Genomic DNA, 24,743 nt, shown 5'->3' with positions numbered 1-24,743 from the left:
ATGAGAAAAACAATTATCTCTCTTTTCCTTTTGGGGACAGTAGGTTTTATGAATGCTCAATTTAACCTTGGAAACGTCACAAAAGCTGCAGGAAAAGGTGTTTCTGCTTTAACATTTACCAACGCAGATGCCATCAAACTTTCCAAAGAATCTGTTGATTGGATGGATAAAAATAATCCGGTTGCAGGTCCAAAAGACCCTTACACAGTTCGTCTCAACAAACTGTTTGCAAAACACAAATCCCAAGACGGACTTAATTTGAATTACAAAGTTTACAAAGTAAAAGACATCAACGCTTTTGCTTGTGCAGATGGAAGTGTAAGAGTATTTTCTTCGTTGATGGATATTATGACAGATGATGAGCTTCTTGCAGTGATTGGTCACGAAATTGGTCACGTTAAGAACGAGGATACAAAAGATGCTATCAAATCTGCTTATTTGAAAGCAGCTGCTCTCGATGCAGCTTCAGCATCTTCAAAAACGGTGGCTACGCTTAATGACAGCCAATTAGGTCAAATGGCGAATGCAATTATGGATGCGTCTCACAGTAAAAAGCAAGAATCGGAAGCTGATACTTATTCTTACGACTTTATGAAGTCTAATGGTTACAATGTTGTAGGAGCTTACACCGCTTTCAAAAAATTGGCTTTGTTATCAGAAGGCAGCCAGCAATCAGGATTCCAAAAGATGTTTAATTCGCATCCTGATAGTGGAAAAAGAGCCGAAGCAATCAAGAAAAGAGCGGAGAAAGATGGTCTCTGGAAAGATCCCGGAACTGTTACTTTACCAACTGCAAAGTTGACAAAATAAAAAAAGCTGCCGAAAGGCAGCTTTTTTTATTTTAGTCATTTAAGATTTTTATTTGGACAGCTATTTCCGCCCTCCGTTCCCGCTATCCGCCTGCAGCGGATGAGCTCCACTCAGGTCGGGCTGCACAAGATTCTACGCTCCAGATTAATTCTTTACCAAAACCAAATAGTCCCAAGGTTTCAGATTGAGAACTGTTTTCTCAGAATTGATATTGAAAATCTTTCCCGTGAACAATTCTCTATACTGTCCATAATAATATTTGGTATCAACAGAAGTTGTTAAACTTTTATCAGAAAAATTAAAAATCGATAAAACTGCATCATCATTTTTTTCTCTGTAAAAAGACAAAACATCACTCATCTGGTTGTTAGTTATCCGAATCATTTCCCCACCCCATTTTCCATTCCAGAGCGCTTGATTCTTATGTTTCAAATCAAATAATTTCTGATACATTCCATAAAATTTGTGGTCTTTCCACATAATTTCATCCTTCTCAAAAAACTCAAGGCTTCTTTCCAGTCCAGCTTCCTGTCCACTGTAGACCAAAGGCATTCCGTTGGCTATTCCGCAAAGTGCCATAGCAGTTTCTAATCCTTTCCCGAAATTAGAAAACTGATTGCCTTCCCAAGAATTTTTATCGTGATTATCTGTGAACAACATTCGGTAAGAATCGTAAGGAAAACTTCCCACATCATGCGCCATATATTCGTACAAAGCATTAGCGCCTTTTCCACCTGTTGTCGCCAGTTTCAGTTTATCCCAAAGTGACCAGGAATAAGTCATATCAAATGATTTTCTGTACAAATCACGAGATTCCCATTCGGCGAGCATAAAGACAGGCTTGATTTGGTCCAATTCTTCTCTGGCATTTTCCCAAAAATCAACCGGAATGAAACCGGCAACATCGCATCGGTAACCGTCGATATTGGCTTCTTTTACCCAATATTTCAGCGCACCAGTCATATATTCTCGGAAGTCTGGATTGTTATAATCGAAGTCAATCACATCATCCCAGTCATACCAAGGTGTTGGCTGGAAATGGCCTTCTCTGGATTTGGTGTACCAATCTGGATGTTCTTTTGCCAGAGGATTGTCCCAGGCAGAATGATTCCCAACCCAATCAATGATGACGTACATTCCCATTGCGTGAATTTTATCAACTAAGTTTTTCAAATCCTGCAAAGTTCCAAAATCAGGATTCACACCTTTGAAATCTTTGACTGAATAATAACTTCCTAGTTTTCCTTTTCTGTGTTCTTCCCCAATGGGATGAATCGGCATCAACCAAAGAATATCAACGCCCATTTTTTTAAGTCTTGGTAAATGTTTTTCAAATGCTTTGAAAGTCCCTTCTTTGGTATATTGCCGAATATTGACTTCGTAAATCGTGGCGTTTTTGCTCCATTCGGGATGTTTTAGCTGAACGTAAGGTTTTGGCTGATAACGAGAATCTTTGGTCTGTGAAATTCCCAGGAATGGAACCAGCAGTAATAATAGTAGATATTTTAGAGAATTCATAAGGTTGGTATATTTCTCTAAAATTAAAAAAAGCGTTTCGATATGAAACGCTTTTTAATATTTATTTTTTTGACGAAAATTTGTTTTGTTGACAAATGTTCAATTTTGCGAAGCGCGTCCCGGCCTGAGCGGAGCTCTTTTTGTCTTGTCTCTTGAGACGAGACAAAAAAGCGGGAGCGGAGGACGGATAAAGACGCCCCAATTAATTCTTTAAGAATATAACTGCTCTTGCAATTCTTTGATTTTTTTGTCTCCAAGATATTCGTCGTAAGTCATATCTCTGTCGATGATTCCTTTTGGTGTCAACTCGATGATTCTGTTACATACCGTTCCCAACAATTCGTGGTCATGAGATGATAACAAGATGTTTCCTTTGAAGTTGTTCAAAGAGTTGTTCAAGGTGGTGATACTTTCCAAATCTAAGTGGTTGGTTGGCTCATCCAATAAAAGAACATTCGCTTTCTGAAGCATCATTCTACTGAACATACAACGCATTTTTTCCCCTCCGGAAAGAACTTTACAAGACTTAAGGGCTTCGTCTCCGGAGAATAACATTCTTCCAAGGAAACCTCTCATAAACTCTTCGTGTCTTTCCTCATCGTTCTTCGTGAATTGTCTTAACCAATCTACCAAGTTCAAATCGTCTTGGAAGAAATTGGTATTATCCAAAGGCATATGCGATTGGTTTGTAGTTACACCCCAAGCAATATTTCCTTTGTCAGCTTCGATATTTCCAGCTAGGATTTCGAAAAACTCTGTAATTGCTAATGAGTTTCTAGAAAGAACAGCTACTTTGTCGCCTTTTTTAAGATTTAGGTCTATGTTTGAGAATAATAATTCGCCGTCTTTGGTTTTTTCAAGACCTTTAACATCTAGAATCTGGTCTCCAACTTCTCTTTCTACATCAAAGATAATTGCCGGATATCTTCTTGATGAAGGTTTGATGTCATCAATATTCAACTTGTCAATCATCTTTTTACGAGCCGTTGCCTGTTTTGCTTTTGCTACGTTTGAACTAAATCGCGCGATGAAATCTTGTAATTCTTTTTTCTTGTCCTCCGCTTTTTTGTTAGCCTGAGCTCTTTGTCTTGTTGCTAGTTGAGAAGCTTGGTACCAGAAAGAGTAGTTACCTGTATAAAGGTTTAATTTTGCATAATCCAAATCTCCGATGTGTGTACAAACCGTATCCAAGAAGTGACGGTCGTGAGAAACTACAATTACCGTGTTCTCATAGTCTGCTAAGAAATCTTCCAACCAGGCAATTGTTGCAATATCCAAGTCATTGGTAGGCTCATCCAGAATCAAAACATCAGGATTACCGAATAAAGCCTGAGCAAGAAGAACTCTTACTTTGTCTTTATTTTCCAACTCGCTCATTAACTGATAATGCATATCTTCCGTGATTCCAACGTTTGAAAGCAAAGTTTGTGCGTCAGCTTCAGAATTCCATCCACCCATTTCGTCATAGATTACGCCTAGTTCTCCAGCTTTGATTCCATCTTCGTCAGAGAAATCTTCTTTAGCATAAAGCGCATCCATCTCTTCTTTGATTTCGAAAAGTCTTTTATTACCTCTAAGAATTGTTTCAAGAACTGTGAAATTGTCATAAGCAAAGTGATCCTGCTCAAGAACAGACATTCTTTTTCCGTTTTCAAGAGAAACATGTCCTGAAGTTGGATCTTGCTTTCCGCTTAAGATTTTAAGGAATGTTGATTTTCCGGCACCATTGGCACCGATAATACCATAACAATTTCCTTTTGTAAATTTTATATTAACTTCGTCGAAGAGTACTCTTTTCCCGAACTGTAAAGATATATTAGATACTGTTAACATATAGTTTTGTAAATTTGTGCAAAAATACGAAAATAAGTTGGGATACTGAAGTATCCTAAATTTTATATAAATTAGACTTAATGAAAGTTAAAATAGAAAAGTCAGTTAACATTTTTAACAAACGTGCTCGTTTTGAATATGAGATTTTGGACGAGTATGAGGCTGGTATTGTATTGACCGGAACTGAAATAAAATCTCTGCGTTCTTCTAAGGCATCTATCACAGAAAGCTTTTGTCAGTTCATAAATGATGAATTGTATGTCATTAATATGATGATAGATGAGTACAAATTAGGCACTTTTTACAATCATAAAACAAAAAGGGAACGGAAATTGTTACTGCATCATTACGAATTGCAAAAACTTAAAAAAAAGTTAAAGGATGTTGGCAATACGATAATACCTTTGAAGCTGTATATCAATAATCATGGGAAAGCGAAGTTGCTCATTTCATTAGCCAGAGGTAAAAAACTCTTCGATAAAAGAGAGGCTATAAAGGATAGAGAAAATAAAGTAAACATCCAGCGTCTATTAAAGAAAAGTTAAAAAAACTTTGTTTATAAAGAAAAATTATATTTATTTTGCATTATCAATTATTTAATCATTTAATTCTATGAAAAATCTAAAATTAGGAATTTCAGCATTAGCACTTACTGTTGCTTCTACTGTTTTCGCACAAACTACTACCAATAAGTGGGTTATTGGTGTGGGTGCTCATGGAGTGAATCACGTTGCGCAAAGAAATAACTTCAGCAATACGTTCTCATTCAACAATTTTAAAGAAAACTTATTTGGTGTTTCTAAGTATTCAATTACGCCACCATTATCTAAATTAACTGTTGCAAGAAGCCTTAGCAAAGGAATCGTTCTTGACTGGCAAACTACTGTTGGGAATGTTGACAACAAGAGGTTTGGAATGGATAAAGAATTCTTCTTAATGACAGGTCTTGGAGTTCAATTCAAAGCTGCTGGTCTTCTTTGGGATGAAGAATCTTGGTTTGATCCATATTTGAGAGTTGGTGCTAACTATTTAAGACATGACTATACTGGTCTTACATTTCCAAGATATGATACAAAGCCAACAATTGGAGGAGGTCTTCATACAGCTTATAATGAAGATGGAGACTTAACAGGTAAAGCAAACCACTTCACTGTTAGTACAGGTGCAGGTATCAATTTCTGGGTAACTAAAAACTTCGGTTTAGGTGTTCAAGGAGATTATGTAACTACTCCTGTAGATAAGTCTAATGTTGCTAACTTCTGGCAAGCTTCTGCTTCATTGTTGTTCAGATTTGGTAACACAGATAGAGATAAAGATGGTATCCCTGATAAAGATGATGCTTGTCCAGACGTTCCAGGTTTACCAGAATTCCAAGGATGTCCTGATACAGACGGTGATGGAGTTCCAGATAAAGATGATCAATGTCCAGATGTAGCAGGTCCAAAAGAAAACAACGGTTGTCCTTGGCCAGATACTGACGGAGACGGAGTATTAGACAAAGATGATGCTTGTGTTGACGTTCCTGGTCCAGCTGAAAACAAAGGTTGTCCTTGGCCAGATACTGACGGAGATGGAGTATTAGACAAAGATGATGCTTGTCCTACAGTTCCTGGATTAAGAGAATACCAAGGTTGTCCTAAACCTAAAAAAGTAACTGCTGAAGAAGCTGAGAAATTGTTCGGAGGTGTATTCTTCGACTTCAACAAAGCTACAATCAAGGCTGAGTCTAAAGGAGCTCTAGATGCTGCTGCTGACTTGATCAAGAAAGATGGTGGTAACTATTTGTTGGAAGGTAGAACAGATGCTAAAGGTGCTGAAGCTTATAACTTGAAACTTTCTAGACAAAGAGCTGCTTCTGTAGTTGCTGCATTAGACTCTAGAGGTGTAGATCCAAACGCTCTTAAATCTATCGGTGTTGGTAAAGCTAAAGCAACAGTTCCTGCTACAGCTTCAGATGCTGAGAGACAAGTAGATAGAAAAGTAGTTGTAACAGCTATCGAAGATGCTGCTCAGTGGAATGCTCTTAAAAAGAGAGATTATGATGATCCAACTCCAGTAAAAGTTAAGAAAAAAGCTCCAGCTAAGAAAAAAGCTCCAGCTAAAAAGAAAAAATAATTTTAAATAATTAATTTTCTAAATATTAATACCTCCAATTTTATTGGAGGTATTTTTTTTGTTTTCAGATTTCAGTACTTTTGTAATATAAAATAAAAACTGTAATGGGAAGAGCGTTCGAATATAGGAAAGCCTCAAAAATGGCCAGATGGGATAAGATGGCCAAAACATTTTCAAAAATAGGAAAGGATATCGCTTTGGCGGTAAAAGCGGGCGGTCCTGATCCAGATTCCAATCCTGCTCTTAAGAGATGCATCCAGAATGCAAAAGGTGCTAATATGCCAAAAGACAATGTCGAAAGAGCAATTAAAAAAGCAAGTGGCGCAGACGCAGAAAACTATGAGGAAATCACTTATGAAGGATACGGACAAGGAGGTGTTGCCTTCTTTGTAGAATGTACCACAAACAATCCTACGAGAACTGTGGCTAACGTAAGAGCTATTTTTAACAAGTTTGACGGAAGTCTTGGTAAGAATGGTGAATTAGCATTCATCTTTGATAGAAAAGGGATTTTCACTATTGATTTGGCTCAAGTTAAAATGGATTGGGATGACTTCGAAATGGAAATGATTGATGGTGGGGCAGAGGATGTAGAAAAAGACGAGGAAGAAGTAATGATTACTACAGCTTTCGAAGATTTCGGTTCGTTGTCGCATAAATTGGATGAACTTGGAATCGAAGCTAAAAGTGCCGAACTACAAAGAATTCCGAATAATACAAAAGGAATGACAGAAGATCAATTTAAGGCTAATATGAAAATGCTGGAACGTTTTGAGGAAGATGATGACGTTCAGAATGTCTTCCATAATATGGAGTTTACAGATGAACAATTAGAATCACTTTAGAATAAGTACTCGCTACAAATAAAAAATCCCAACTGAAAAGTCGGGATTTTTATTTTTATAAAACGCTTTTAATTATGCGTTTGGCTCAACAGATACAAAAGATCTATTGTTTGCTTTCTTTCTGAAAACTACAGTACCGTCAACAAGAGCGTGTAAAGTATGATCTTTACCCATTCCTACGTTTTCACCTGGGTGGTGTTGAGTACCTCTTTGTCTGATGATGATATTCCCTGCAACTGCAGTTTGTCCTCCGAAAATCTTAACACCTAGTCTTTTAGAATGAGATTCTCTACCGTTCTTGGAACTACCAACTCCTTTCTTATGTGCCATTTTATTTTAAGCTTTTTGGGTTAAAAATTATTCAGCAGTTTCGCTGGTTTCTGTTACTTCAGCTTTAGCAGCTTTCTTAGGAGCAGCTTTTTTAGCCTCTTTTTTCGCACCGTCAAAACCAGTGATAGAAACAATCTGGATTTGAGTTAATTGTTGTCTGTGACCATTTTTCTTAGCATAACCTTTTCTTCTTTTCTTTTTGAAAACGATTACTTTGTCAGCTTGAACATGGTCAAGAATTTCTACTTCTACGGCGATACCGTTTACAGCCGGGGCACCAACAGTTACTGCACCGTTTACAGTAAGAAGAACTTTATCAAAAGAAACTTTCGCTCCTTTATCTCCTTTCAAACGGTTCACAAACAACTTTTGGTTTTGCTCAACTTTGTATTGAAGCCCTGCTATTTCTACAATTGCAAACATTGTTTATAAATTTTATATTATTCGAGGTGCAAAAGTACATATTTACTTTCTAAAACACAAACACTTATCACAAACTTTTCAATAATAATTATTTGGGCAGCTTTATCCGTCTTCCGCTCCCAATCTTTTTTGCTCAAGATTTCCCGGTAAGTTGAACTTAAGTACAAGCAAAAAAGGATTTCCGCTCAAGTCGGGCTGCGGATTCTACATAAAAACACGGGACAAGATAAAATCAAATTTTGTCATTCCGTAGGAATCTAGACTGCTGAGATTCCTACGGAATGACAAAGATTGTATATATATAATTATACATAAAGAATTGTTCATAAATTTGACAACCGAAAATTCTTAATGATGTTGGATTTTATCAAGAAAAATATTGCGCTCATCTGGGCCAAAAAACATATCGCAAAAACAAAAGATTTCAAAACTAATGCGGTCAAGAATCAAGAAGAGCTTTTGCTTTCACTTGTCAAAACAGCGGAGAAAACATTATTTGGAAGAGAACATCAGTTTGAAACCATAAAAACGATTGACGATTTCCAAAAAAATGTTCCTGTTACGGATTACGAAGACCTCAAACCTTACATCGAGAAAGTAAAAAAAGGTCAATCTAAAATCCTTTGGCCGGATTTACCTGAATATTTTGCAAAAACATCCGGAACAACATCCGGCTCCAAATACATCCCAATTTCCAAAGAAGCAATGCCTTTTCAGATTGCTGCAGCTCAAAGCGCAATTTTTCATTACATCGAGAAAAAGAATAATGCAGATTTTGTCAACGGGAAAATGATTTTTCTTCAAGGTTCTCCTGAACTGGAAGAAGTCAATGGCGTAAAAACCGGAAGATTGTCAGGAATTGTCGCGCATCATATCCCAAATTATCTCCAGAAAAATAGATTGCCAAGCTGGGAAACCAATTGTATCGAAGATTGGGAAACCAAAGTCGATAAAATTGTAGAAGAAACTGAGAATGAAAATATGACTTTGATTTCAGGAATCCCGCCCTGGTTGATAATGTATTTTGAAAAACTAATTGATAGACACGGAAAAAAAATCACTCAGATTTTTCCAAATCTTCAATTGATAATCACAGGTGGCGTTAACTATGAACCTTATCGTGATAAGATGAACGAATTGCTAGGAAAACCTGTTGACATCGTTCAGACTTTTCCTGCTTCGGAAGGTTTCTTTGCTTTTCAGGATGACTATCAGAAAGAAGGATTATTACTTTTGACCAGTCACGGAATTTTCTACGAATTCATTCCACTCGAACAATATGGAAAACCAAATGCAGAAAGATTGACATTAAAAGATGTGGAGTTGAACAAAGATTATGCATTGATTTTGACGACTAATTCAGGACTATGGGCTTATTCGATTGGAGATGTTGTGAGGTTTATCGATAAAAATCCTTACCGAATTTTAGTGTCAGGAAGAACGAAACATTTCACTTCTGCTTTTGGCGAACACGTGATTGCGTTTGAGGTGGAAGAAGCTTTGAAAGCAACGGTTGAGAAATTTCCTGCTCAGATTACAGAATTTCATCTCGCACCAGAAGTCAATCCCACTGAAGGGTTACCTTATCACGAATGGTTCATTGAGTTTGAAAAAGAGCCGGAAAACTTCGAAGCTTTCAAATCAGAATTGGATTTACAACTCAGACAAAGGAATACTTATTATGACGATTTGATTTCCGGGAATATTCTTCAGCCTTTAATTATAACAAAATTAAAGAAAAATGCTTTTCAGGATTATGCAAAGTCGGAAGGTAAATTAGGTGGTCAAAATAAAATTCCACGCCTGGCAAATGACCGGAAAATTGCAGTATATTTGGCGAAACTAAATTTACAATGAAAACCTTTTCTTTTCTTTTTTCTTTATTTCTGCTTTTGCAATCTTGCACTACAGCTATCTACAGAAATAATATCAATAAGAATGATTTTTCCGCAGTCGAAACAGGAAAAAGATATACCTTCTATGAGAACAATAAACCTAAATACAAGGTTCGGGTTTCTGCTGTAGAGGATGACAAAATTGTTGGAGTCGCAAACAATCAAGAAGTGACTATTGCAAAAAATGATATAAGAGTCATCAAAAAGAATAATTCCAAAGGAACAACGGCTATTGTTGTTGGTTCGGTTGTGGGAGTGGCTGGTTTTGTTGCGCTAATCGTCGCATTGGTTAACAATTCTACATCTGATTATTATTACTACTAAATTTTATAACCTGAGAATGTTCCAATCTGATTTGGTTGAAAATATTCTGATTTTTGACAAACGGTTCTGACTAGCCCCGATAGAAGCGGTTACCCCGGAGTGAAGTGGGAGAGTTGGAGGATTTGGGTTTGGCAAAGCGCTGGGACGAGGAGTATGAGCGGATAGCGGGAAATAGCTCCTAAAAATTTATGGATTTATGTGGAAGTAATCGGCGTACAACGACTATTTTTGCATAATGATTTCTTTTACACCACTTCGCGTTTTAAAAAATATAGAATTTCGTCATCTTCTTACCGGAAGATTTTTCCTTATCATCGCTTTCAGGATGCTCGCAACCTTACTAGGTTGGTGGGTTTATCAGTTGACAAAAGATCCTTTTTCCATTGGATTGATTGGTCTTTCTGAGGTAATTCCTGCAGTTTCTTGCGCGCTTTATGCCGGTCATATTATCGATATGAACGAGAAGAAAAAACTGCTTTTGATTTGTAATTATGCTTATGTGATTCTGATTAGTTTACTTTTGATTCCAGCTTTCTTTGGGCATCGGATGCATTTTACTGGTCACGAGATCACGTATTTTATTTATGCGGTCATTTTTTTTACGGGAATCTCACGCTCGTTTCTCGGTCCGTTGGTTCCAAGTATGATTCCGAGGATTGTAAAGCAGGAAAATCTGCCCTATGCTGTGACGTTGAATCAAGCGACTTTTCTGATTGCGTCGGTTTCCGGTCACGCTTTAGGTGGTTTTCTGATTGCTTTGATTTCTATTAAATGGACTTTAGTAGTGATTGTTTGTAGTATGATTTTCGCTTCTTTGTTTTTCTGGACGATTAATCAACAACAGTCTGAAAATAAAAAGAAAGATGTGAAAGTCTTCGAAAGTATGAAGGAAGGTTTGGCTTATATCTATAGAACGAAGGAGATTCTTGGTGCTCAAATGCTGGATATGTTTGCGGTTCTTTTCGGTGGTGCAGTGGCAATGATTCCGGTTTTTGCAAGTGACATCCTGAAGGTTGGTTCCGAAGGTTTTGGGTTGCTGAACGCAGCATCAGACATTGGTTCGATGTTGATTATCATTACGCTTTCTCTGGTTCCATTGCGAAAAAATCAAGGAAAGATTTTACTTTGTGTAGCAACTGGATTTGGATTGTGTATTATTGGATTTGGATTGTCCAAATTGTATTGGTTGTCTTTTGGATTCTTAGTTCTAAGCGGAATGCTGGACGGAATAAGTGTTGTCATCCGAGGAACAATTGTTCAGTTGAAAACGCCTGAAGAGATCCGTGGCCGAGTTCTGAGTGTAAATTCTATTTTTATAATGTCAAGTAACGAGTTGGGGCAGTTTGAAAGTGGATTGACAGCGAAATTAATGGGCGTTGTCCGTTCTGTGGTTTTTGGAGGAACGATGACGGTTTTGACGGCGTTGTTCATTGGAGCGACTTCTAAGAAGTTGAGGAAGATGGAGTATTAACAATAAAAAAATTCTGAAAAAATTATAAACAAGGTGTTTAAAATAAATCACAATTGATTTTTAGTCTAAACAGGTTGTTTGGGCTAAAAGACAAATGATTTTCATTCCAAACAAGTTGTTTGAATTAAAACACAACTGACTTTTTGTTTAAATGACCTGTTTAGACCAAAACACAAGTTGTTTTGGTTTAAAACAAACTGTTACCAAATGCAAACTAATTTGGGCAAAAACAGATTTGATTGTCAATAAATAAAAAAGGAAACAGATCTTGCTTCCTTTAATTTTTATAATGCTTTTGGATCTCTTCTGTTGTCAAAGAAAGCGTTAATCTTTATTATATTCTTTGTGGGTCTATAGACGACTGAAAAATTTTCAAGCACCAAAACTCTTCTTGAATTTCTGAAAACTACTTCTCCAACTAAAGGATTTTCAGCAATGAGATTTACTTTTCTTAGAGTTTCATCTAATAGTTTTTGAGAATAAATATCAGATTTATTATGATTAATCCAATAATTGAATGTATTGTCAAACTCTTTTTTTGCTCGGAGTGTCCATTCGACTTTTTTCATCTGCCATAAGATTTCAAAAAATCTTCGTGAGAAATTACTCTGCCTTCTGCAATATCTTTTTCGCCCTCTTCAATCAATTCAATTTGCCAATCCGTCAATTGAATATCGTTGTGATTTTCCTTTTTTGAAATCAAAGTCTTGATAAACAGATGTAATTCTTCCAACCTGTTTACTGGAACATCTTTGATTTCTTCTAGAATTGTATTTAGAGTGAGCATCTTATCTAATTTTTATTAAAATTAATAAAAATATTTTATATCAAACTTCTAATCTTCGTAATCATATCATCACCTAATTTATCCGCTTCTTCCTGAGAAAAAGCCTCAGTATAAATTCTGATAATCGGTTCTGTATTCGACTTTCTCAAGTGAACCCAGTTTTCAGGAAAATCGATTTTCACACCGTCAACGGTTGAGATTTCTTCGTTTTTATATTCTTCCTGAACTTTAATTAATAAAGCATCAACGTCGATATCCGGCGTCAATTCGATTTTCTTTTTACCCATAAAATAACTTGGATAAGTTGCTCTGAGTTCAGAAACGGTTTTGTTTTCTTTTGCCAAATGAGTCAAGAATAAAGCAACGCCAACCAAAGAATCTCTTCCGTAGTGTAATTCCGGATAGATGATTCCACCGTTTCCTTCGCCACCGATGACGGCATTTTTTTCTTTCATTAAGGTCACAACATTCACTTCTCCAACTGCACTTGCAAAATATTCTGAATCCAGATTTTTCGCAACATCTCTCAAAGCTCGGCTGGAAGAAAGATTGGAAATGGCTACGCCTTTTTTATCTTTCAAAAGGTAATCTGCAACGGCAACCAGTGTATATTCTTCTCCGAACATTTCTCCTTTTTCGTCCACCAAAGCCAGTCTGTCAACATCAGGGTCAACCACGATTCCCATATCCGCTTTTTCCTTGATGACCAATTCGCAGATGTCGCCAAGATGTTCCTTCAAAGGTTCCGGATTGTGAGGGAATTGCCCGTTTGGTTCGCAATAAAGTTTCACAACTTCCACACCTAATTTCTCCAAAAGTGGTGGGATAGAAATCCCGCCGGTAGAATTCACCGCATCAAGTACAACTTTGAATTTCTTAGCTTTTATCGCCTCAACATCAACTGTTGGTAAATCTAAAATTTGTTTGATGTGAATATCGAAAGCGTCGTCTCTGGTTTCATATTTTCCCAAATCATCCACTTCTGCATAATCGAAATCTTCATTTTCTGCCAGAGCCAACACTTCTGCGCCATTTTCTCCGCTGATGAATTCGCCTTTGTCATTCAATAATTTCAAGGCGTTCCATTGTTTTGGATTATGAGAAGCAGTAAGGATAATTCCTCCGTCAGCTTTCAGTTCGGGAACCATTATTTCTACGGTTGGTGTTGTAGAAAGTCCCAAATCAACAACGTTAATTCCAAGACCTTGCAACGTAGAAGTTACAAGAGAAGAAACCATTTGACCAGAGATTCTGGCGTCTCTTCCGATAACTAAGGTTAAATCTTTTTTATTTTTATTGTTCTGAAGCCAAGTTCCGAATGCCGAAGCAAATTTCACAATATCCAGCGGAGTTAAGTTATCGTTTACTTTTCCGCCGATAGTTCCTCGGATTCCGGAAATTGATTTTATTAATGACATTTAATAAATTTTAAGGTTTTTTCTGAATGCAAATGTATTAAAAAGAAGTCGTTTTGTTTTTAATTCTACATTAAAGCTCAGGTATTTTATCCTGAATTTTTTCATAGACCTTTTTCACTTTCGAAGGTGCATTTAACCTATAACCGAAAAATAAAAGAACATAGAAATTATTATTGATAATATTAGAGCCATTGTCATCATAATGACTACCGGAATAATTGAATTTGGAACCGAAGAAAATTTTCTCAGAATTATAACCTAGATGCAAACCAGCACCGAAATTCTGAGTAAAAAAGTTCTGTTTTTCTTTTTCATCTTTTGTGATGTCGGCTTTATAACTACTCCATTTTTTTCCTAATCCTGCAAAGACAAATGGTGCAATATTAAAGTGTTTTGTGGCAACATAATTATAATGATAACCAACATCAAAACTCAAATCCAATTGATGTTCTCTGGATTTTATAGAGTTCAGATTATCAGAAAAAAGGACATATTCATAATTGATGGACGGCACAAAACTTCCACTGCTCGCTTCCTGCCATTCTTTTTGATAATAAATTCCTTTAAGAGAAAAATTCTTATTAAAAATATAAGAAGTTGAACCTCCAAAACTTTGGATTCTGAGATTCGGAAAAGTCAGATAAGGGTCTTTACCTCTTTGCCAATTGCTTACGAAATCTTGAGTATTACTGATATAATACCCTTTGCTATTCTTGTATGAAAGTGTCTGAATAATGTTTTTTGGAAAGAATCTGAAAGTATAATTGGCAAAACTGCTTTTTCCCTTTAAACCGTTGTTGTTCCCTTGTAAAAAATTGGGAGCGAAAGATACAGTTGCACTGACGATTTTATAATCAAACCCAATAGTGGTGTTGATTTTATTGTTGAGATTCAACCTTGGTTTTATATCTAATCCTTTGGAAGAAATAACATAATTATCAATGTTGGTATCAAAATTAAGGCGAAGAATGATTTTGTCGTCGTAGGAAATCACTTTATTATTGATGCTGTCATTCTGTGCAAATGTTAGTACGCAGAAATTGAGCAAAATAAAAGTGAGGATTCGCATTGATTAGTTTTAATACAAACTTATTTTAGATTTCTTTTAAGCAGTTTTATAAGCTTTTTCCGTTCAGAAGACCTTATTTCAATCACATCTTCATCAGACAATGGAAGAAAAATTTTTTCAAAATCTATCTCTTCTTTTACAGTTATAAATTTTAAAATTCGAGGATAAGAATACAGACGACTCTTTACATTTTCAGAGATGTGAAATTCATTGAATTTTCTACTTAAAACTAATTCTGATTTATTGAAAAATGGTAAATAATCAATCATCCCATCAATCCATTCTTCAGACACTTCTTTTGGTAAATACCCTTTTTCAATATAAAATAATTCCTCATTAACCAAATCTAAATATTGCCCTAAAAATTTAGGATTGTCATATTTGTCTTCATATTTGTGATACAATTGTCTGTAATCATTAATACATTTTTCAATTGTTGAAAAATGTATTTGTTTTCTTGAAAAGAAATAAGCGTAAACTATTCCAAGTAGGGCAATTATTGTAGCTATATCAGCTAAGAAACCAGATATTGTACTTAATTGGTTCAAGGTCATTTCTCAGAAATTTTATAATATTCGATTAACATTTTAGAATACAGAGAATTTCCTTTTTCATAAGTTAGATTTCCTTCATTCATTAATTTAGAGAAAGAATTTCTTGCAGAAACATATTCTCTTATCACATAGCTGTAAGTTCCACTTTGCATAATTTCATCATAAGATGCAGTATGAAAATTAAAGCCTTTTGGTACCTTACTTACAAGAGCAGAATCAAATTTAGCATCAAGCTGTACAACTTTTTGAATAATGGGATTTATTGTTTTGTCGGAATATTTTTGTAGTAAATCATTATAACTTCTAATAATAAAATTTAATTTGTTAGTTGCAACTGTATGCGATGACATATCTGTATAAGTCTCATCGGCATAAATAACCTTTTCATCAAATTCTTCAAGAAGTTTTTCTTTGTCCTCATCGGTAAAGCTAGATGACCTAATTTTTGCGGACAAATTATTGTATTTTTTTTGTATAATACTTTGATAGTAGTCTATACGTTCTGTGATTTCTTTGGATTCTTTCAAGGCTTTAGATAGCCCGATAGCTTTTGCATATTCAATATCGGAAGCGGATAAAGAAGTGTTTAATTCTACATCAGACCTATTAAATTTTGATTTGGGTTTGTTCTCAGAATAGTACTCCCACTGTTTTTTATAATCATTGTATTTTTCATATCCAATAAGGTTTCCTTCACTGTCAAAATATTCGTATCGATTATGATATTCATTCCATTTTTTAGTAGATGAAGGAGACTGTGAGTAAGAAAAAAATACAAATAGAAATGCAAATAATGTAAGTGTTTTTTTCATTCGATTAGTTTTTGAAATCCGAAATTACGATAAATTTCTAAAACTAATGTTTTTACATTAAGAACAGCCACAATCCGGACCGCAGTTTTTTCCGTTATCTTTTTTGGAAAATGTTTTTGTAAGCTTTCTGACAATTGCATAAACAGCCGTTAAAACGATAAGTCCTATAATTACATATTGTAAGGTTAATGAATTGTCCATTTTAAATTTACTTTAAAATTTGATAAATAATCAAAGCCGAAAAGTATGCCAAAAATGTCATTGAAACTGTTTGTAACATCGTCCATTTCAGGCTTCGCGTTTCTCTGTAAACGACAGCAATTGTAGAAATACATTGCATCGCAAATGCATAGAAAAGTAAAATCGAAACACCGGTTGCAAAACTGAAAACTTTTTCGCCATTTGGTTTTACATCCAATCTCATTTTTTCTATTAATTTTCCTTCAGGAGCTTCATCGTCCAGACTGTAAAGCGTTGATAAAGTTCCTACGAAAACTTCTCTCGCCGCAAAACTTGTCAAAATTCCGATTCCCATTTTCCAGTCGTAACCAAGCGGAGCAATGGCTGGTTCCATCGTTCTTCCGATTCTTCCAAGATAAGAATGGTCAAGGGAAGATTCTGTTGCTAAAATCTCATCTTTATGTTGTGGCGGGCCAAAATAACTCAAAGCCCAAAGAATAATACTCACAGTGAAAATCACTTTTCCAGCGCCGGAAATAAACTCCCAGACCTTACCTAAAACCAATTTAAAATCATATCCAAACAAAGGCATTTTGTAAGTCGGCAAATCCATTACCAGGAAACTTTTTATTTTGGTTTTGATGAAACTTTTCAAAATAAATGATGAAAATAATGCCATCAAAAATCCTATCAGATACATTATCATCAGTGCAATTGCTCTGTATTTGATGCCGTAAAAACTTTGGTCAGGAATAATCAATCCGATAATAATACTGTAAATCGGAAGCCTCGCAGAGCAAGTCATAAAAGGCGTTACAAGAATGGTAATCAATCTTTCTTTGACGTTTTCAATATTTCTGGTTGACATTATCGCTGGAATTGCACAAGCAGTTCCGGAAACTAATGGAACGATACTTTTTCCGTTCAATCCGAAAGGTCTAAGCATTCTGTCCATAAGGAAAACAACTCTCGCCATATATCCGGAATCTTCCAGAAGATAAAGGAAATAAAGCAAAATTCCAATCTGTGGTGCAAAAACCATAATTCCACCAATTCCAGGAATAATTCCGCTGGAAACCAAAGAATTGATTGGCCCTTCAGGAAGACGTTCGCCTGAAAATTCTGACAACCAAGTGAAGAAATTCTCAATCCAAGTCATCGGATATTCTGCAAGGAAGAAAACACTTTGAAAAATTAATAATAGAATTAATAAGAAAACGACATAACCCCAAACTTTATGAACTAAAACTTTGTCTAATTTTTCCGTCAGTAATTCTTTTAACTGAGGTTTTTTCTCAGTAATTTGAGAAGTTATTTTATCAATATTTTGATATCTTCTTATCGTTTCCTGTATTTGTAAACGCTTTGGAACACTGCATTTTGAATCTTCCTGCGTGATGATTTCGTGGATGTTCTCAATTTTTCCAAGATAAGTATCGGCAGCTAAAAGTGTCCAGATTTTATAGAGATTTTTCTCGGTTGTGTTAGATGAAACCTTGTAAACCAAGGCTTTCTGTTCCAATGGAATTTCGAAAGAATTAGTCTCCGCAATTTTGAATTTATTGTTAAAAACCGCTTCACGAACGGTTTCTATTCCCAAATTTTGTTTTGCGTTTGTTTCGAAAACAGGAATATTAAGAATCTGCGAAAGCTTAGAAATATCAATTTTGATTCCTCGTTTTTCGGCTTCATCCACTTGATTGACCACCAAAATCACAGGAATTCCCAAATCCTGAATCTGCTGAAAAAGAAGCAAGCTTCTTCTCATATTAATCGCATCAGCAATGTAAACAACGCCGGAATAGTCTTCCTGGATCAGATAACGTGAAAAAATAGCCTCGTCCTCAGAAGTCGGGTAGATGCTGTAAGAACCGGGCAAATCGATAACCTCGACTTCCTCGTTTTTGTAAATGTAATTTCCGGAATGGCTGGCAACTGTAACACCAGCATAGTTTCCCGTTTTTTGTTTTCTGTTACAAAGAATATTGAAAACTGTGGATTTCCCGACGTTGGGATTCCCTACCAAAAGAATTTGTTTTTGCTTTTTGTCCTGCATTATTCTGAAACTTCTACCTGAATAAATCTTGCTTCTGCTTCTCTCAGGGCGATTCTGGTTTTATCCGAACCGTATTCTATGTAAAGCGGTCCGTTAAAAGGAGCTTGATATAGAACTCTGAAAGTGGTTTCTGGAAGCAATCCCATTTCGATGATTTTGGTTGGCATCTGAAGGTTTTCATTATCATAACCAAGAATTTTCCCGATTTTATTTTTCGGAAAACAACAGAGTTTATCGATGTGTTTTGTTTGCAAGACTAAAATTTTTGGACTACAAAGATAGCTTATTTCAAATTAATCTAAATAAGATGTTTGTCATAAAAAAACCGGAAACTAATTTCCGGCTTTATGTTTATTTTTTCTTTTTCTCTATAACCTGTTGAACTTCTATTGGGTTGTCTGTAGATTTGAAGAAATCGTTTAGCATTTTCTCCTGATTCTTCAACATTTCTCCAATGGTAAGGTCGCTTCCTGGCATTTTCATAGAAAGCATATTTTGTGGAACCTGAGTTCTTACTTCTGCCATCGGATCTTGTTTGAAGGCAGCATAAGCTTTTTCAAATTTATCTTTAGCAATCGTTTTCTTCTCATTGCTCATCCCATATTTTGCATTAACTTCTTCTGCGTAAGTGAATTCTTTCCAGTCTTTCACCGATTTGTTACCAGATAATAACCAAGAGTAATTTTTTTCATCGTCTTCGATTTTTACTATCAACCCAGGCAATCCGTAGAATTTGTAAGGTCCATCTTGGAAAGGAATATCAGTTGAGAACCAAGCAGTCCATTTTCTTCCTCCAAACTCAGTTGTAGCTTTTTGGGTGTTGTAAGTTCCAATTTTTTCTTTGTCAGTCAGGATTTTCCAATCAAATTTTAGACTTTCCTCGTAGGCAAAAAGATTTCTGTTGATTCTGTCAACGTACATTTCTGTCATTGCAGGATAATTCTTGTAGATTTTATAGGAGAACTTTGGCCATCTTATCATTTTGGACATATCCTTGAAGGTCTTTGTTTTTTCCATTTCTTCAACTGCAGATTTGATGATGGAATCTTGTGCAGGTAAAGTGAAATCCTGATAGATCGATTTGTCTTTAGCAATGTCAAGCGTTGTCATTACTTTATCCAATCTTGTTGAATCTTTTTTCGGTTTATATGTCAGTTCATAGAAGAAACGGTTGGCCGTTTCTTGTGCGGAAACAATTAATCCTAATAATAACAAAGGAAGAATGACTAATTTTTTGAGAGATTTCATAATTTCTATATTTTCTGTTTTCAAATAATTAGTGTAAGATTATAGAAAATGTTACAGAATTATTGATACATTTTTTTAATGGATTCATTCATCAGTTTATAAATCTTCAAATGCTCTTCATCCGCAATCAAGTCTTCGTGAAGCTTCAGGACTCTTTCGTCACGTCTTACTGCCGGTCCGGTTTGAGCCAATTTTGGTTCCAGATGATGAATTTTCTCAACAGTTTCATCAATCAACGGAATAAAATAATTGAAATCTAAATTCTGAGAATCCGAAATTTCTTTAGCTCTTGCAAAAAGATGATTCACGAAATTGCAGGCAAAAACGGCTGTCAGATGAATGTATTTTCTCTTTTCATAGTCTGAGGTTTCGACATTCTCAGAAATAATTGAAGCAAGTTCAAATAATGATTTTTCATCAATCTGATTTTCAGCCTCAATGAAAAATGGAATTTTGGAATAATCCAGATCTTTGGTTTTAGAGAAAGTCTGCAGAGGATAGAAACTGGCTTTTCTGTAATTACCTTTCAGAATTTCCATTGGAAGTGAACCCGAAGTATGAGCAACGAGTGCATTTTCATTTTTAATCAATTCTGAAACATTTTCCACGACAGAATCGGAAACGGCAATAATATAAAGTTCTGCATCTTCCAATTGATTAGTTGAAAAAGGAATGTTGAATTCAGTCGAAATTTTTAATAATTCAGCTTCATTTCTGCCAAACATCTGATGAATTTCAATATTATTTTGCTTAAAAGCTTTCACGAGATGATAAGCTACGTTTCCCGAACCAATAATTACTGTTTGCATCTAACAAAGGTAATAATTTGATGAATTGAAACCACTTATTAATCGAAAAGGCTTGATTTTAGATTGAGGTTTTCGGAGAAAATTGAAAAAATAATTTAACTTTGGTCTTATTTTTTAATCAAAACAACGAAACATCTGAATGAAGCTCAAGGATGAGGAAATTGTAAAGCTTTTAACTGCACCTCAAACTGTAGAGAAAGGTTTGCGCGCGATGATGGATATCTATCAGAGTCGCCTTTATTGGCATATCAGACGATTGATTGTGGATCACGACCAAGCTCAGGATGTTTTACAGGATACTTTTATCAAGGCGTATCAGAATATTCACCAGTTCAAGAGTGACAGCAAATTGTACACTTGGCTCTACAGAATTGCAACCAATGAGGCTTTGCAGCAACTCAACAAAATGAACCGGATGAGAAAGACAGATGAAGATGCAGAATATTATATGCAGAATCTAGTCGCTGATAATGCCGGAAAAGATGGAGAAGAGATTATGATATTGCTCCAAAAAGCAATTCAGACGTTGCCAGAAAAGCAGAAATTGGTTTTTAATATGCGTTATTATGATGATTTGCCTTATGAAGAGATTTCGAAGATTTTAGATATGTCTGTCGGAACTTTGAAGACCAATTATCATTACGCCAAAGATAAGGTGGAACAATATATAAAGGACAACTACTCGGAAGAGTTTTAAAATAATAAGAGAATAATGATGAAATGTTTTTAACATTTCATTTGATAAAAAAATAAAATAAGAGCAAATGAAAATTGATATAGAAAAACTGAACAGAAAGACACCGTATCCGGAACCTTCGGATGAGTTTTTCAAAACGCTTCAGGATCAAGTGATTTTGAAAGCTATTGGCGAGAAAACTCCTGTTGTTCAGAAAGAAGCAAAAGTTTTCTCTCTGAATTTCAAATGGATGGCTGCCGCTGCAGTAGTTTTGATTGCAGGACTTACAGCGTTTTTAGGCTTCGATAATTCTTCTGAAACACAAAGCTTTGCTAGTCAAAAACCAATTGTAGATTCTGTTTATAATATTAATGAGCCTAAAAGCAATACATCAGAACAATTGGCAAATAGCACTGTGACTGAAGATCATCATACAGATGTTATCAAAAAACAAAATGTTAAAAATCATCACATCGCTTCTGCTAAAGTAAATGTTTCTAATGCAAAATCTTTTAATAATACCGACCGACAAGATTACGCTGTAGAAACTAAAAGAAAATCTGAGTCAGAAGTGGAGAAGGTTTTAGTGGCTTTTACGCCAGACCAATTGAAAGATTTGGATAGAAATAGTGAGCAAGATGTTTATCTTGATCTTTATAATTAATAACAAAATAGAGAGAAATGAAAAAATTGTTATTGACTATTTTAATTGCCGGATTCTTTTCTGCTCACACAGTTAGTGGACAAGACAGAAGATCCGGAACTACAAATTTAAGGTCTAATTCGGGTTCGAATTCTAGCTTGCGTGGCAGTTCTTCATCGTTATCGCCAGTTGGAACTATGCAAAGACAGACCAATATTCCCAGAACTTCCGAATGGAGAAGTATGAATACACAGGAGAAAAGAGAAGTGGTGAACAATATGTCTACAAAAGAACGTTCTCTTTTTCTACAAAAGATGAAGGAAAATATCGTCATCGATGATATTGATATTTCTGCAGATAAACAAGACGAGTTCAAAGCGCTTTATGCTGAATATCAAACTAATCAGAAGCAGATTAAAGAAAAATTTCTTGTAGAAAATAACATTGGAAATCTTTCGGACGAAGAAGCTACGAGAAGACTTAATCAAAGTTTTGATGTTGGTCAGCAACTTCTAAACAACAGAAGAACTTATGCTGATAAATTTTTAAAAATTCTTACACCACAACAGGTTCTGAAATTATTCCAGACGGAAGGAAAAATGCGGGAAAAAGTTCTCGATAAGAAAAACGATAAGTAAACAAAAAACCTCTAAATCTAGAGGTTTTTCTTATTTTATATTGCACATTCACAAATGTATCCAAATAATTTTCCTATTCTGCTAAAAATATGTATTTTCGCAAACTGATTATAAACACATAATATAAAATGGCAATTTTAGGCGAAATTAGAAAGAGATCATGGCTTCTGTTAGGTGTAATAGCCTTAGGGTTGGTGTCGTTTCTTTTCAACGCAGATACTTTTGATAAGATGTTCTCAAAAAACCCGAACGTTTTTGGTAAAGTGAATGGCGAAGATATCACGAGAGATGAGTACAACGACCAGTTATTCATCATGCAGCAACAGGCTCAGCAGCAAGGTCAACCTACAAAAGGTCTTGAGGAGCAGGCTTGGCAGATTCTTGTACAGTCAAAATTAATCAAGCAGCAGTTTGAAAAAATGGGTCTTCAGTTGACGGATGATATTTTCTGGAGCCAATTGCAGTATGATCCAATGTTCGCTCAAAATCAACAATATTTTGATGAGAAAGGTAATTTCAAACTTCAGGAAATTAAATCTGAAATAGAAAAAGCACAAGCGACTAGTCCTGAAAATTATTCTTATTGGTTGAAAAACAAAAAATCAATCGAGTACAGAATGATGGCCAGAATGTTATTCGGAAACCTGACTTCAGGAATCACAACCAGCAAAAAAGAAGCTGAATTGATGATCAAATTCCGTGATGATATGGCAAACATCGATTTTGTAAAAGTTGATTACCTTGAGTTCGCTAAAAAGAATAACGTAAAAGTGACGACTCAAGATCTTGCAGATTATATCAAATTGCATCCAACAAGATTCAAAGCTGCTGCGAGCAGAAATTTGGCTTATGCATATTTCCCAGCTGTACCAAGTGCTCAGGATGATGCTGCAACTTTAAACGAAATCAACAAATTATACCTTAAAGGAACTGATGCTTCTAACGGAGCAGAAAATTTCCAAAATACAAAGAACGATTCTATGTTTGTAGAATTGAATTCTGATGTACCTTTCATTCCTCAGTATGTAAGCCCAGCTCAATTGCCAGCTGAGCTGAAAGATAAAATTGCAACTGCAGCTATTGGACAAACTTTTGGCCCTTACAAAGAGCAAACGCTTTATGTAGTGTCTAAATTGCTAGATAAAAAAGCTTCTGATTCTACATTGTCAAAACATATCTTGATTGGTTATAAAGGAGCGGAAAGATCTACAGCAACCAGAACAAAGGAAGCAGCGAAGAAAACTGCAGATAGTTTGTTAGCAGTAATCAAAGCTGACCCTGCAAAATTTGCTGACGGATTGAAATTGTCTGATGAGCCAAATGCAGTAGAAAGAAACGGAAGTGTGGGTTGGACAACTCCAGCAAGTCAGTTTGCACCAGGCTATTTAAGCTTTTTAGCAAATAATCCTAAAGGAGCGACTGGATTACAAGAAACAGCTTTCGGATACCACATTATCAATGTTGAAGATAAGAAAAGTGGTGCTATGACTTATAAAATTGCACACTTAGCTAAAAATATCAAAGCTTCTGACAAAACAGAAAATCAAGTTCTTACTCAGGCAACAAGATTCATTCAACAGACTGAAGGTAAAAGCTTCAATCAATTCAAAAGCTTAGCAGAGAAAAACAAATACAGATTTGATAATCCTAAAACAGTTGGTCGTTTCCAAGGAACACTTCCAGGTCTTAACACAGACAAGGATGGCGATGTGATTGCTTGGGCTTTCGATAAGAAAAGAAATATTGGAGATACAGATATCTTCACAGTAGAAGGAACAGGCGACAGAATTGTTGCTTACGTTGTAGGAAAACAGGATGAAGGTCTTGCTGATCCGGAAACGGTAAGAGACCAAATTGAGCCAATTGTAAAAAATAAAGTTCTTGCTAAGAAAATTATTGAAAAAATTAATGCAGGAAAATATTCTACTCTTGACCAAGCAGCGAAAGCATTTGGAACTACAAAAGGAAATGCAGATGTTAACTTGTTCAACCCAGCTGTAAATGGCGCTATGGAACCTAAAGTTGCTGGTGCAGCATTTGGAGTAGCAACCAACAAATTGTCTCAGCCAGTTGAAGGGATGACAGGTGTTTATCTGGTGGTTAAAAAATCTGTTAAAACTAACAAATTGCCAGGTGATATCAAACAGATTACAGAATCTATCAACCAGCAAAACTCTCAGCAGTTTACAGGTGCATTCTTGAAGAGTCTTCAGGATAATGCCAACATCAAAGATTTTAGAATCGAAGTTTGGGATAAGGCAGCTCAGCAATAATTTCCCAACATTTATC

The 24,743-nt window shown here is 35.5% G+C and carries 26 protein-coding genes; 11 read left to right on the top strand and 15 right to left on the bottom strand.

All coding sequences use genetic code 11. The features are described 5' to 3' along the window. Positions 1 to 810 carry a M48 family metallopeptidase gene (locus BUR19_RS12115; protein WP_074236471.1) on the top strand — a complete coding sequence of 270 codons (810 nt, stop codon included), beginning with the start codon at positions 1 to 3 and terminating at the stop codon, positions 808 to 810. 144 nt (positions 811 to 954) lie between these two features. Here BUR19_RS12115 and BUR19_RS12110 read toward each other — a convergent pair whose 3' ends face one another. Both BUR19_RS12110 and BUR19_RS12105 read right to left on the bottom strand, forming a co-directional pair. Continuing rightward, positions 955 to 2,328, bottom strand: coding sequence for an alpha-amylase family glycosyl hydrolase (locus BUR19_RS12110; RefSeq protein WP_083600776.1), 1,374 nt, complete (start codon positions 2,326 to 2,328; stop codon positions 955 to 957). Positions 2,329 to 2,538: 210 nt separating this feature from the next. Beyond that, on the bottom strand, positions 2,539 to 4,161 hold the full coding sequence (locus tag BUR19_RS12105) for an ABC-F family ATP-binding cassette domain-containing protein (RefSeq protein ID WP_074235730.1): 1,623 nt from the start codon (positions 4,159 to 4,161) through the stop codon (positions 2,539 to 2,541). Between the two features lie 80 nt (positions 4,162 to 4,241). Between BUR19_RS12105 and smpB the strand changes: the two genes are divergently transcribed. From smpB to BUR19_RS12090, 3 genes are all read left to right on the top strand, one after another. Next, positions 4,242 to 4,706, top strand: a complete 465-nt coding sequence (smpB, locus tag BUR19_RS12100; protein ID WP_074235729.1) for an SsrA-binding protein SmpB — start codon at positions 4,242 to 4,244, stop codon at positions 4,704 to 4,706. Positions 4,707 to 4,773: 67 nt separating this feature from the next. Further along, entirely contained in the window at positions 4,774 to 6,276 is a 1,503-nt protein-coding gene (locus BUR19_RS12095; RefSeq protein WP_074235728.1) for an OmpA family protein, read from the top strand. Between the two features lie 104 nt (positions 6,277 to 6,380). Beyond that, a complete protein-coding gene (locus BUR19_RS12090) occupies positions 6,381 to 7,121 on the top strand; it encodes a YebC/PmpR family DNA-binding transcriptional regulator (protein ID WP_074235727.1) in 741 nt (246 codons plus the stop codon). A gap of 72 nt (positions 7,122 to 7,193) precedes the next feature. Here the strand turns inward: BUR19_RS12090 and rpmA are convergent, their stop codons facing one another. Together rpmA and rplU are read right to left on the bottom strand one after the other, a co-directional pair. Beyond that, a complete protein-coding gene (rpmA, locus tag BUR19_RS12085; RefSeq protein ID WP_074235726.1) occupies positions 7,194 to 7,451 on the bottom strand; it encodes a 50S ribosomal protein L27 in 258 nt (85 codons plus the stop codon). Positions 7,452 to 7,478: 27 nt separating this feature from the next. After that, entirely contained in the window at positions 7,479 to 7,874 is a 396-nt protein-coding gene (gene rplU / locus BUR19_RS12080; RefSeq protein WP_074235725.1) for a 50S ribosomal protein L21, read from the bottom strand. A gap of 354 nt (positions 7,875 to 8,228) precedes the next feature. Between rplU and BUR19_RS12075 the strand changes: the two genes are divergently transcribed. The 3 genes from BUR19_RS12075 to BUR19_RS12065 all read left to right on the top strand — a co-directional run bounded on the left by BUR19_RS12075 (position 8,229) and on the right by BUR19_RS12065 (position 11,564). Then, positions 8,229 to 9,731, top strand: coding sequence for a GH3 auxin-responsive promoter family protein (locus tag BUR19_RS12075; RefSeq protein WP_074235724.1), 1,503 nt, complete (start codon positions 8,229 to 8,231; stop codon positions 9,729 to 9,731). Continuing rightward, positions 9,728 to 10,093 (top strand): hypothetical protein, encoded by a 366-nt coding sequence (locus BUR19_RS12070; protein WP_074235723.1) that lies wholly within the window; start codon positions 9,728 to 9,730, stop codon positions 10,091 to 10,093. Before BUR19_RS12075 ends, BUR19_RS12070 begins: the two co-directional genes overlap by 4 nt. A gap of 235 nt (positions 10,094 to 10,328) precedes the next feature. After that, complete coding sequence (locus BUR19_RS12065) at positions 10,329 to 11,564, top strand: MFS transporter (protein ID WP_074235722.1); 1,236 nt, start codon at positions 10,329 to 10,331, stop codon at positions 11,562 to 11,564. 284 nt (positions 11,565 to 11,848) lie between these two features. On the opposite strand, the gene BUR19_RS12060 is transcribed toward BUR19_RS12065, so the two are convergent. The 11 genes from BUR19_RS12060 to BUR19_RS12010 all read right to left on the bottom strand — a co-directional run bounded on the left by BUR19_RS12060 (position 11,849) and on the right by BUR19_RS12010 (position 20,497). Continuing rightward, the gene (locus tag BUR19_RS12060) at positions 11,849 to 12,133 is read right to left on the bottom strand and encodes a type II toxin-antitoxin system RelE/ParE family toxin (protein WP_074235721.1); all 285 of its coding nucleotides are present in this window, start codon (positions 12,131 to 12,133) and stop codon (positions 11,849 to 11,851) included. Continuing rightward, a complete protein-coding gene (locus BUR19_RS12055) occupies positions 12,130 to 12,351 on the bottom strand; it encodes a hypothetical protein (protein WP_074235720.1) in 222 nt (73 codons plus the stop codon). Before BUR19_RS12055 ends, BUR19_RS12060 begins: the two co-directional genes overlap by 4 nt. 35 nt (positions 12,352 to 12,386) lie before the next feature. Beyond that, on the bottom strand, positions 12,387 to 13,769 hold the full coding sequence (glmM, locus tag BUR19_RS12050; RefSeq protein WP_074235719.1) for a phosphoglucosamine mutase: 1,383 nt from the start codon (positions 13,767 to 13,769) through the stop codon (positions 12,387 to 12,389). Positions 13,770 to 13,839: 70 nt separating this feature from the next. Beyond that, complete coding sequence (locus BUR19_RS12045) at positions 13,840 to 14,838, bottom strand: DUF4421 family protein (RefSeq protein WP_074235718.1); 999 nt, start codon at positions 14,836 to 14,838, stop codon at positions 13,840 to 13,842. A gap of 20 nt (positions 14,839 to 14,858) precedes the next feature. Then, complete coding sequence (locus BUR19_RS12040; protein ID WP_074235717.1) at positions 14,859 to 15,392, bottom strand: hypothetical protein; 534 nt, start codon at positions 15,390 to 15,392, stop codon at positions 14,859 to 14,861. Beyond that, the gene (locus tag BUR19_RS12035) at positions 15,389 to 16,204 is read right to left on the bottom strand and encodes a hypothetical protein (RefSeq protein ID WP_074235716.1); all 816 of its coding nucleotides are present in this window, start codon (positions 16,202 to 16,204) and stop codon (positions 15,389 to 15,391) included. The genes BUR19_RS12040 and BUR19_RS12035 overlap by 4 nt, the downstream gene beginning before the upstream one ends. 57 nt (positions 16,205 to 16,261) lie before the next feature. Further along, complete coding sequence (locus tag BUR19_RS12030; RefSeq protein ID WP_083600775.1) at positions 16,262 to 16,405, bottom strand: FeoB-associated Cys-rich membrane protein; 144 nt, start codon at positions 16,403 to 16,405, stop codon at positions 16,262 to 16,264. Positions 16,406 to 16,412: 7 nt separating this feature from the next. Beyond that, entirely contained in the window at positions 16,413 to 18,440 is a 2,028-nt protein-coding gene (feoB, locus tag BUR19_RS12025) for a ferrous iron transport protein B (protein ID WP_074235715.1), read from the bottom strand. Further along, a complete protein-coding gene (locus tag BUR19_RS12020) occupies positions 18,440 to 18,694 on the bottom strand; it encodes a FeoA family protein (RefSeq protein ID WP_074235714.1) in 255 nt (84 codons plus the stop codon). The genes feoB and BUR19_RS12020 overlap by 1 nt, the downstream gene beginning before the upstream one ends. Before the next feature lie 97 nt (positions 18,695 to 18,791). Beyond that, positions 18,792 to 19,688, bottom strand: a complete 897-nt coding sequence (locus tag BUR19_RS12015) for a GLPGLI family protein (protein WP_074235713.1) — start codon at positions 19,686 to 19,688, stop codon at positions 18,792 to 18,794. 59 nt (positions 19,689 to 19,747) lie between these two features. After that, complete coding sequence (locus BUR19_RS12010; protein WP_074235712.1) at positions 19,748 to 20,497, bottom strand: Rossmann-like and DUF2520 domain-containing protein; 750 nt, start codon at positions 20,495 to 20,497, stop codon at positions 19,748 to 19,750. Between the two features lie 139 nt (positions 20,498 to 20,636). On the opposite strand from BUR19_RS12010, the gene BUR19_RS12005 reads away from it, so the two are divergent. From BUR19_RS12005 to BUR19_RS11990, 4 genes are all read left to right on the top strand, one after another. Next, positions 20,637 to 21,194, top strand: coding sequence for an RNA polymerase sigma factor (locus BUR19_RS12005; protein ID WP_074235711.1), 558 nt, complete (start codon positions 20,637 to 20,639; stop codon positions 21,192 to 21,194). Positions 21,195 to 21,261: 67 nt separating this feature from the next. After that, positions 21,262 to 21,837: a hypothetical protein gene (locus tag BUR19_RS12000; protein ID WP_074235710.1), complete on the top strand. Its 576-nt coding sequence runs from the start codon at positions 21,262 to 21,264 to the stop codon at positions 21,835 to 21,837. 17 nt (positions 21,838 to 21,854) lie between these two features. Beyond that, positions 21,855 to 22,454 (top strand): hypothetical protein, encoded by a 600-nt coding sequence (locus tag BUR19_RS11995; protein ID WP_083600774.1) that lies wholly within the window; start codon positions 21,855 to 21,857, stop codon positions 22,452 to 22,454. Between the two features lie 128 nt (positions 22,455 to 22,582). After that, positions 22,583 to 24,727 (top strand): peptidylprolyl isomerase, encoded by a 2,145-nt coding sequence (locus tag BUR19_RS11990; protein ID WP_074235709.1) that lies wholly within the window; start codon positions 22,583 to 22,585, stop codon positions 24,725 to 24,727. Positions 24,728 to 24,743: the final 16 nt, after the last annotated feature.

The sequence above is a fragment of the Epilithonimonas zeae genome (genome assembly GCF_900141765.1).
Lineage (GTDB): Bacteria > Bacteroidota > Bacteroidia > Flavobacteriales > Weeksellaceae > Epilithonimonas > Epilithonimonas zeae.
The sequence above is the reverse complement of the archived record's forward strand: the minus strand, read 5'-3'. Positions and strand labels throughout refer to the sequence as shown.

Bases quoted from the DNA above. Each gene is read 5' to 3' on its own strand.
- BUR19_RS12115 (WP_074236471.1), top strand. From the start codon at position 1: ATGAGAAAAACAATTATCTCTCTTTTCCTTTTGGGGACAGTAGGTTTT.
- BUR19_RS12110 (WP_083600776.1), bottom strand. From the start codon at position 2,328: ATGAATTCTCTAAAATATCTACTATTATTACTGCTGGTTCCATTCCTG.
- BUR19_RS12105 (WP_074235730.1), bottom strand. From the start codon at position 4,161: ATGTTAACAGTATCTAATATATCTTTACAGTTCGGGAAAAGAGTACTC.
- smpB (WP_074235729.1), top strand. From the start codon at position 4,242: ATGAAAGTTAAAATAGAAAAGTCAGTTAACATTTTTAACAAACGTGCT.
- BUR19_RS12095 (WP_074235728.1), top strand. From the start codon at position 4,774: ATGAAAAATCTAAAATTAGGAATTTCAGCATTAGCACTTACTGTTGCT.
- BUR19_RS12090 (WP_074235727.1), top strand. From the start codon at position 6,381: ATGGGAAGAGCGTTCGAATATAGGAAAGCCTCAAAAATGGCCAGATGG.
- rpmA (WP_074235726.1), bottom strand. From the start codon at position 7,451: ATGGCACATAAGAAAGGAGTTGGTAGTTCCAAGAACGGTAGAGAATCT.
- rplU (WP_074235725.1), bottom strand. From the start codon at position 7,874: ATGTTTGCAATTGTAGAAATAGCAGGGCTTCAATACAAAGTTGAGCAA.
- BUR19_RS12075 (WP_074235724.1), top strand. From the start codon at position 8,229: ATGTTGGATTTTATCAAGAAAAATATTGCGCTCATCTGGGCCAAAAAA.
- BUR19_RS12070 (WP_074235723.1), top strand. From the start codon at position 9,728: ATGAAAACCTTTTCTTTTCTTTTTTCTTTATTTCTGCTTTTGCAATCT.
- BUR19_RS12065 (WP_074235722.1), top strand. From the start codon at position 10,329: ATGATTTCTTTTACACCACTTCGCGTTTTAAAAAATATAGAATTTCGT.
- BUR19_RS12060 (WP_074235721.1), bottom strand. From the start codon at position 12,133: ATGAAAAAAGTCGAATGGACACTCCGAGCAAAAAAAGAGTTTGACAAT.
- BUR19_RS12055 (WP_074235720.1), bottom strand. From the start codon at position 12,351: ATGCTCACTCTAAATACAATTCTAGAAGAAATCAAAGATGTTCCAGTA.
- glmM (WP_074235719.1), bottom strand. From the start codon at position 13,769: ATGTCATTAATAAAATCAATTTCCGGAATCCGAGGAACTATCGGCGGA.
- BUR19_RS12045 (WP_074235718.1), bottom strand. From the start codon at position 14,838: ATGCGAATCCTCACTTTTATTTTGCTCAATTTCTGCGTACTAACATTT.
- BUR19_RS12040 (WP_074235717.1), bottom strand. From the start codon at position 15,392: ATGACCTTGAACCAATTAAGTACAATATCTGGTTTCTTAGCTGATATA.
- BUR19_RS12035 (WP_074235716.1), bottom strand. From the start codon at position 16,204: ATGAAAAAAACACTTACATTATTTGCATTTCTATTTGTATTTTTTTCT.
- BUR19_RS12030 (WP_083600775.1), bottom strand. From the start codon at position 16,405: ATGGACAATTCATTAACCTTACAATATGTAATTATAGGACTTATCGTT.
- feoB (WP_074235715.1), bottom strand. From the start codon at position 18,440: ATGCAGGACAAAAAGCAAAAACAAATTCTTTTGGTAGGGAATCCCAAC.
- BUR19_RS12015 (WP_074235713.1), bottom strand. From the start codon at position 19,688: ATGAAATCTCTCAAAAAATTAGTCATTCTTCCTTTGTTATTATTAGGA.
- BUR19_RS12010 (WP_074235712.1), bottom strand. From the start codon at position 20,497: ATGCAAACAGTAATTATTGGTTCGGGAAACGTAGCTTATCATCTCGTG.
- BUR19_RS12005 (WP_074235711.1), top strand. From the start codon at position 20,637: ATGAAGCTCAAGGATGAGGAAATTGTAAAGCTTTTAACTGCACCTCAA.
- BUR19_RS12000 (WP_074235710.1), top strand. From the start codon at position 21,262: ATGAAAATTGATATAGAAAAACTGAACAGAAAGACACCGTATCCGGAA.
- BUR19_RS11995 (WP_083600774.1), top strand. From the start codon at position 21,855: ATGAAAAAATTGTTATTGACTATTTTAATTGCCGGATTCTTTTCTGCT.
- BUR19_RS11990 (WP_074235709.1), top strand. From the start codon at position 22,583: ATGGCAATTTTAGGCGAAATTAGAAAGAGATCATGGCTTCTGTTAGGT.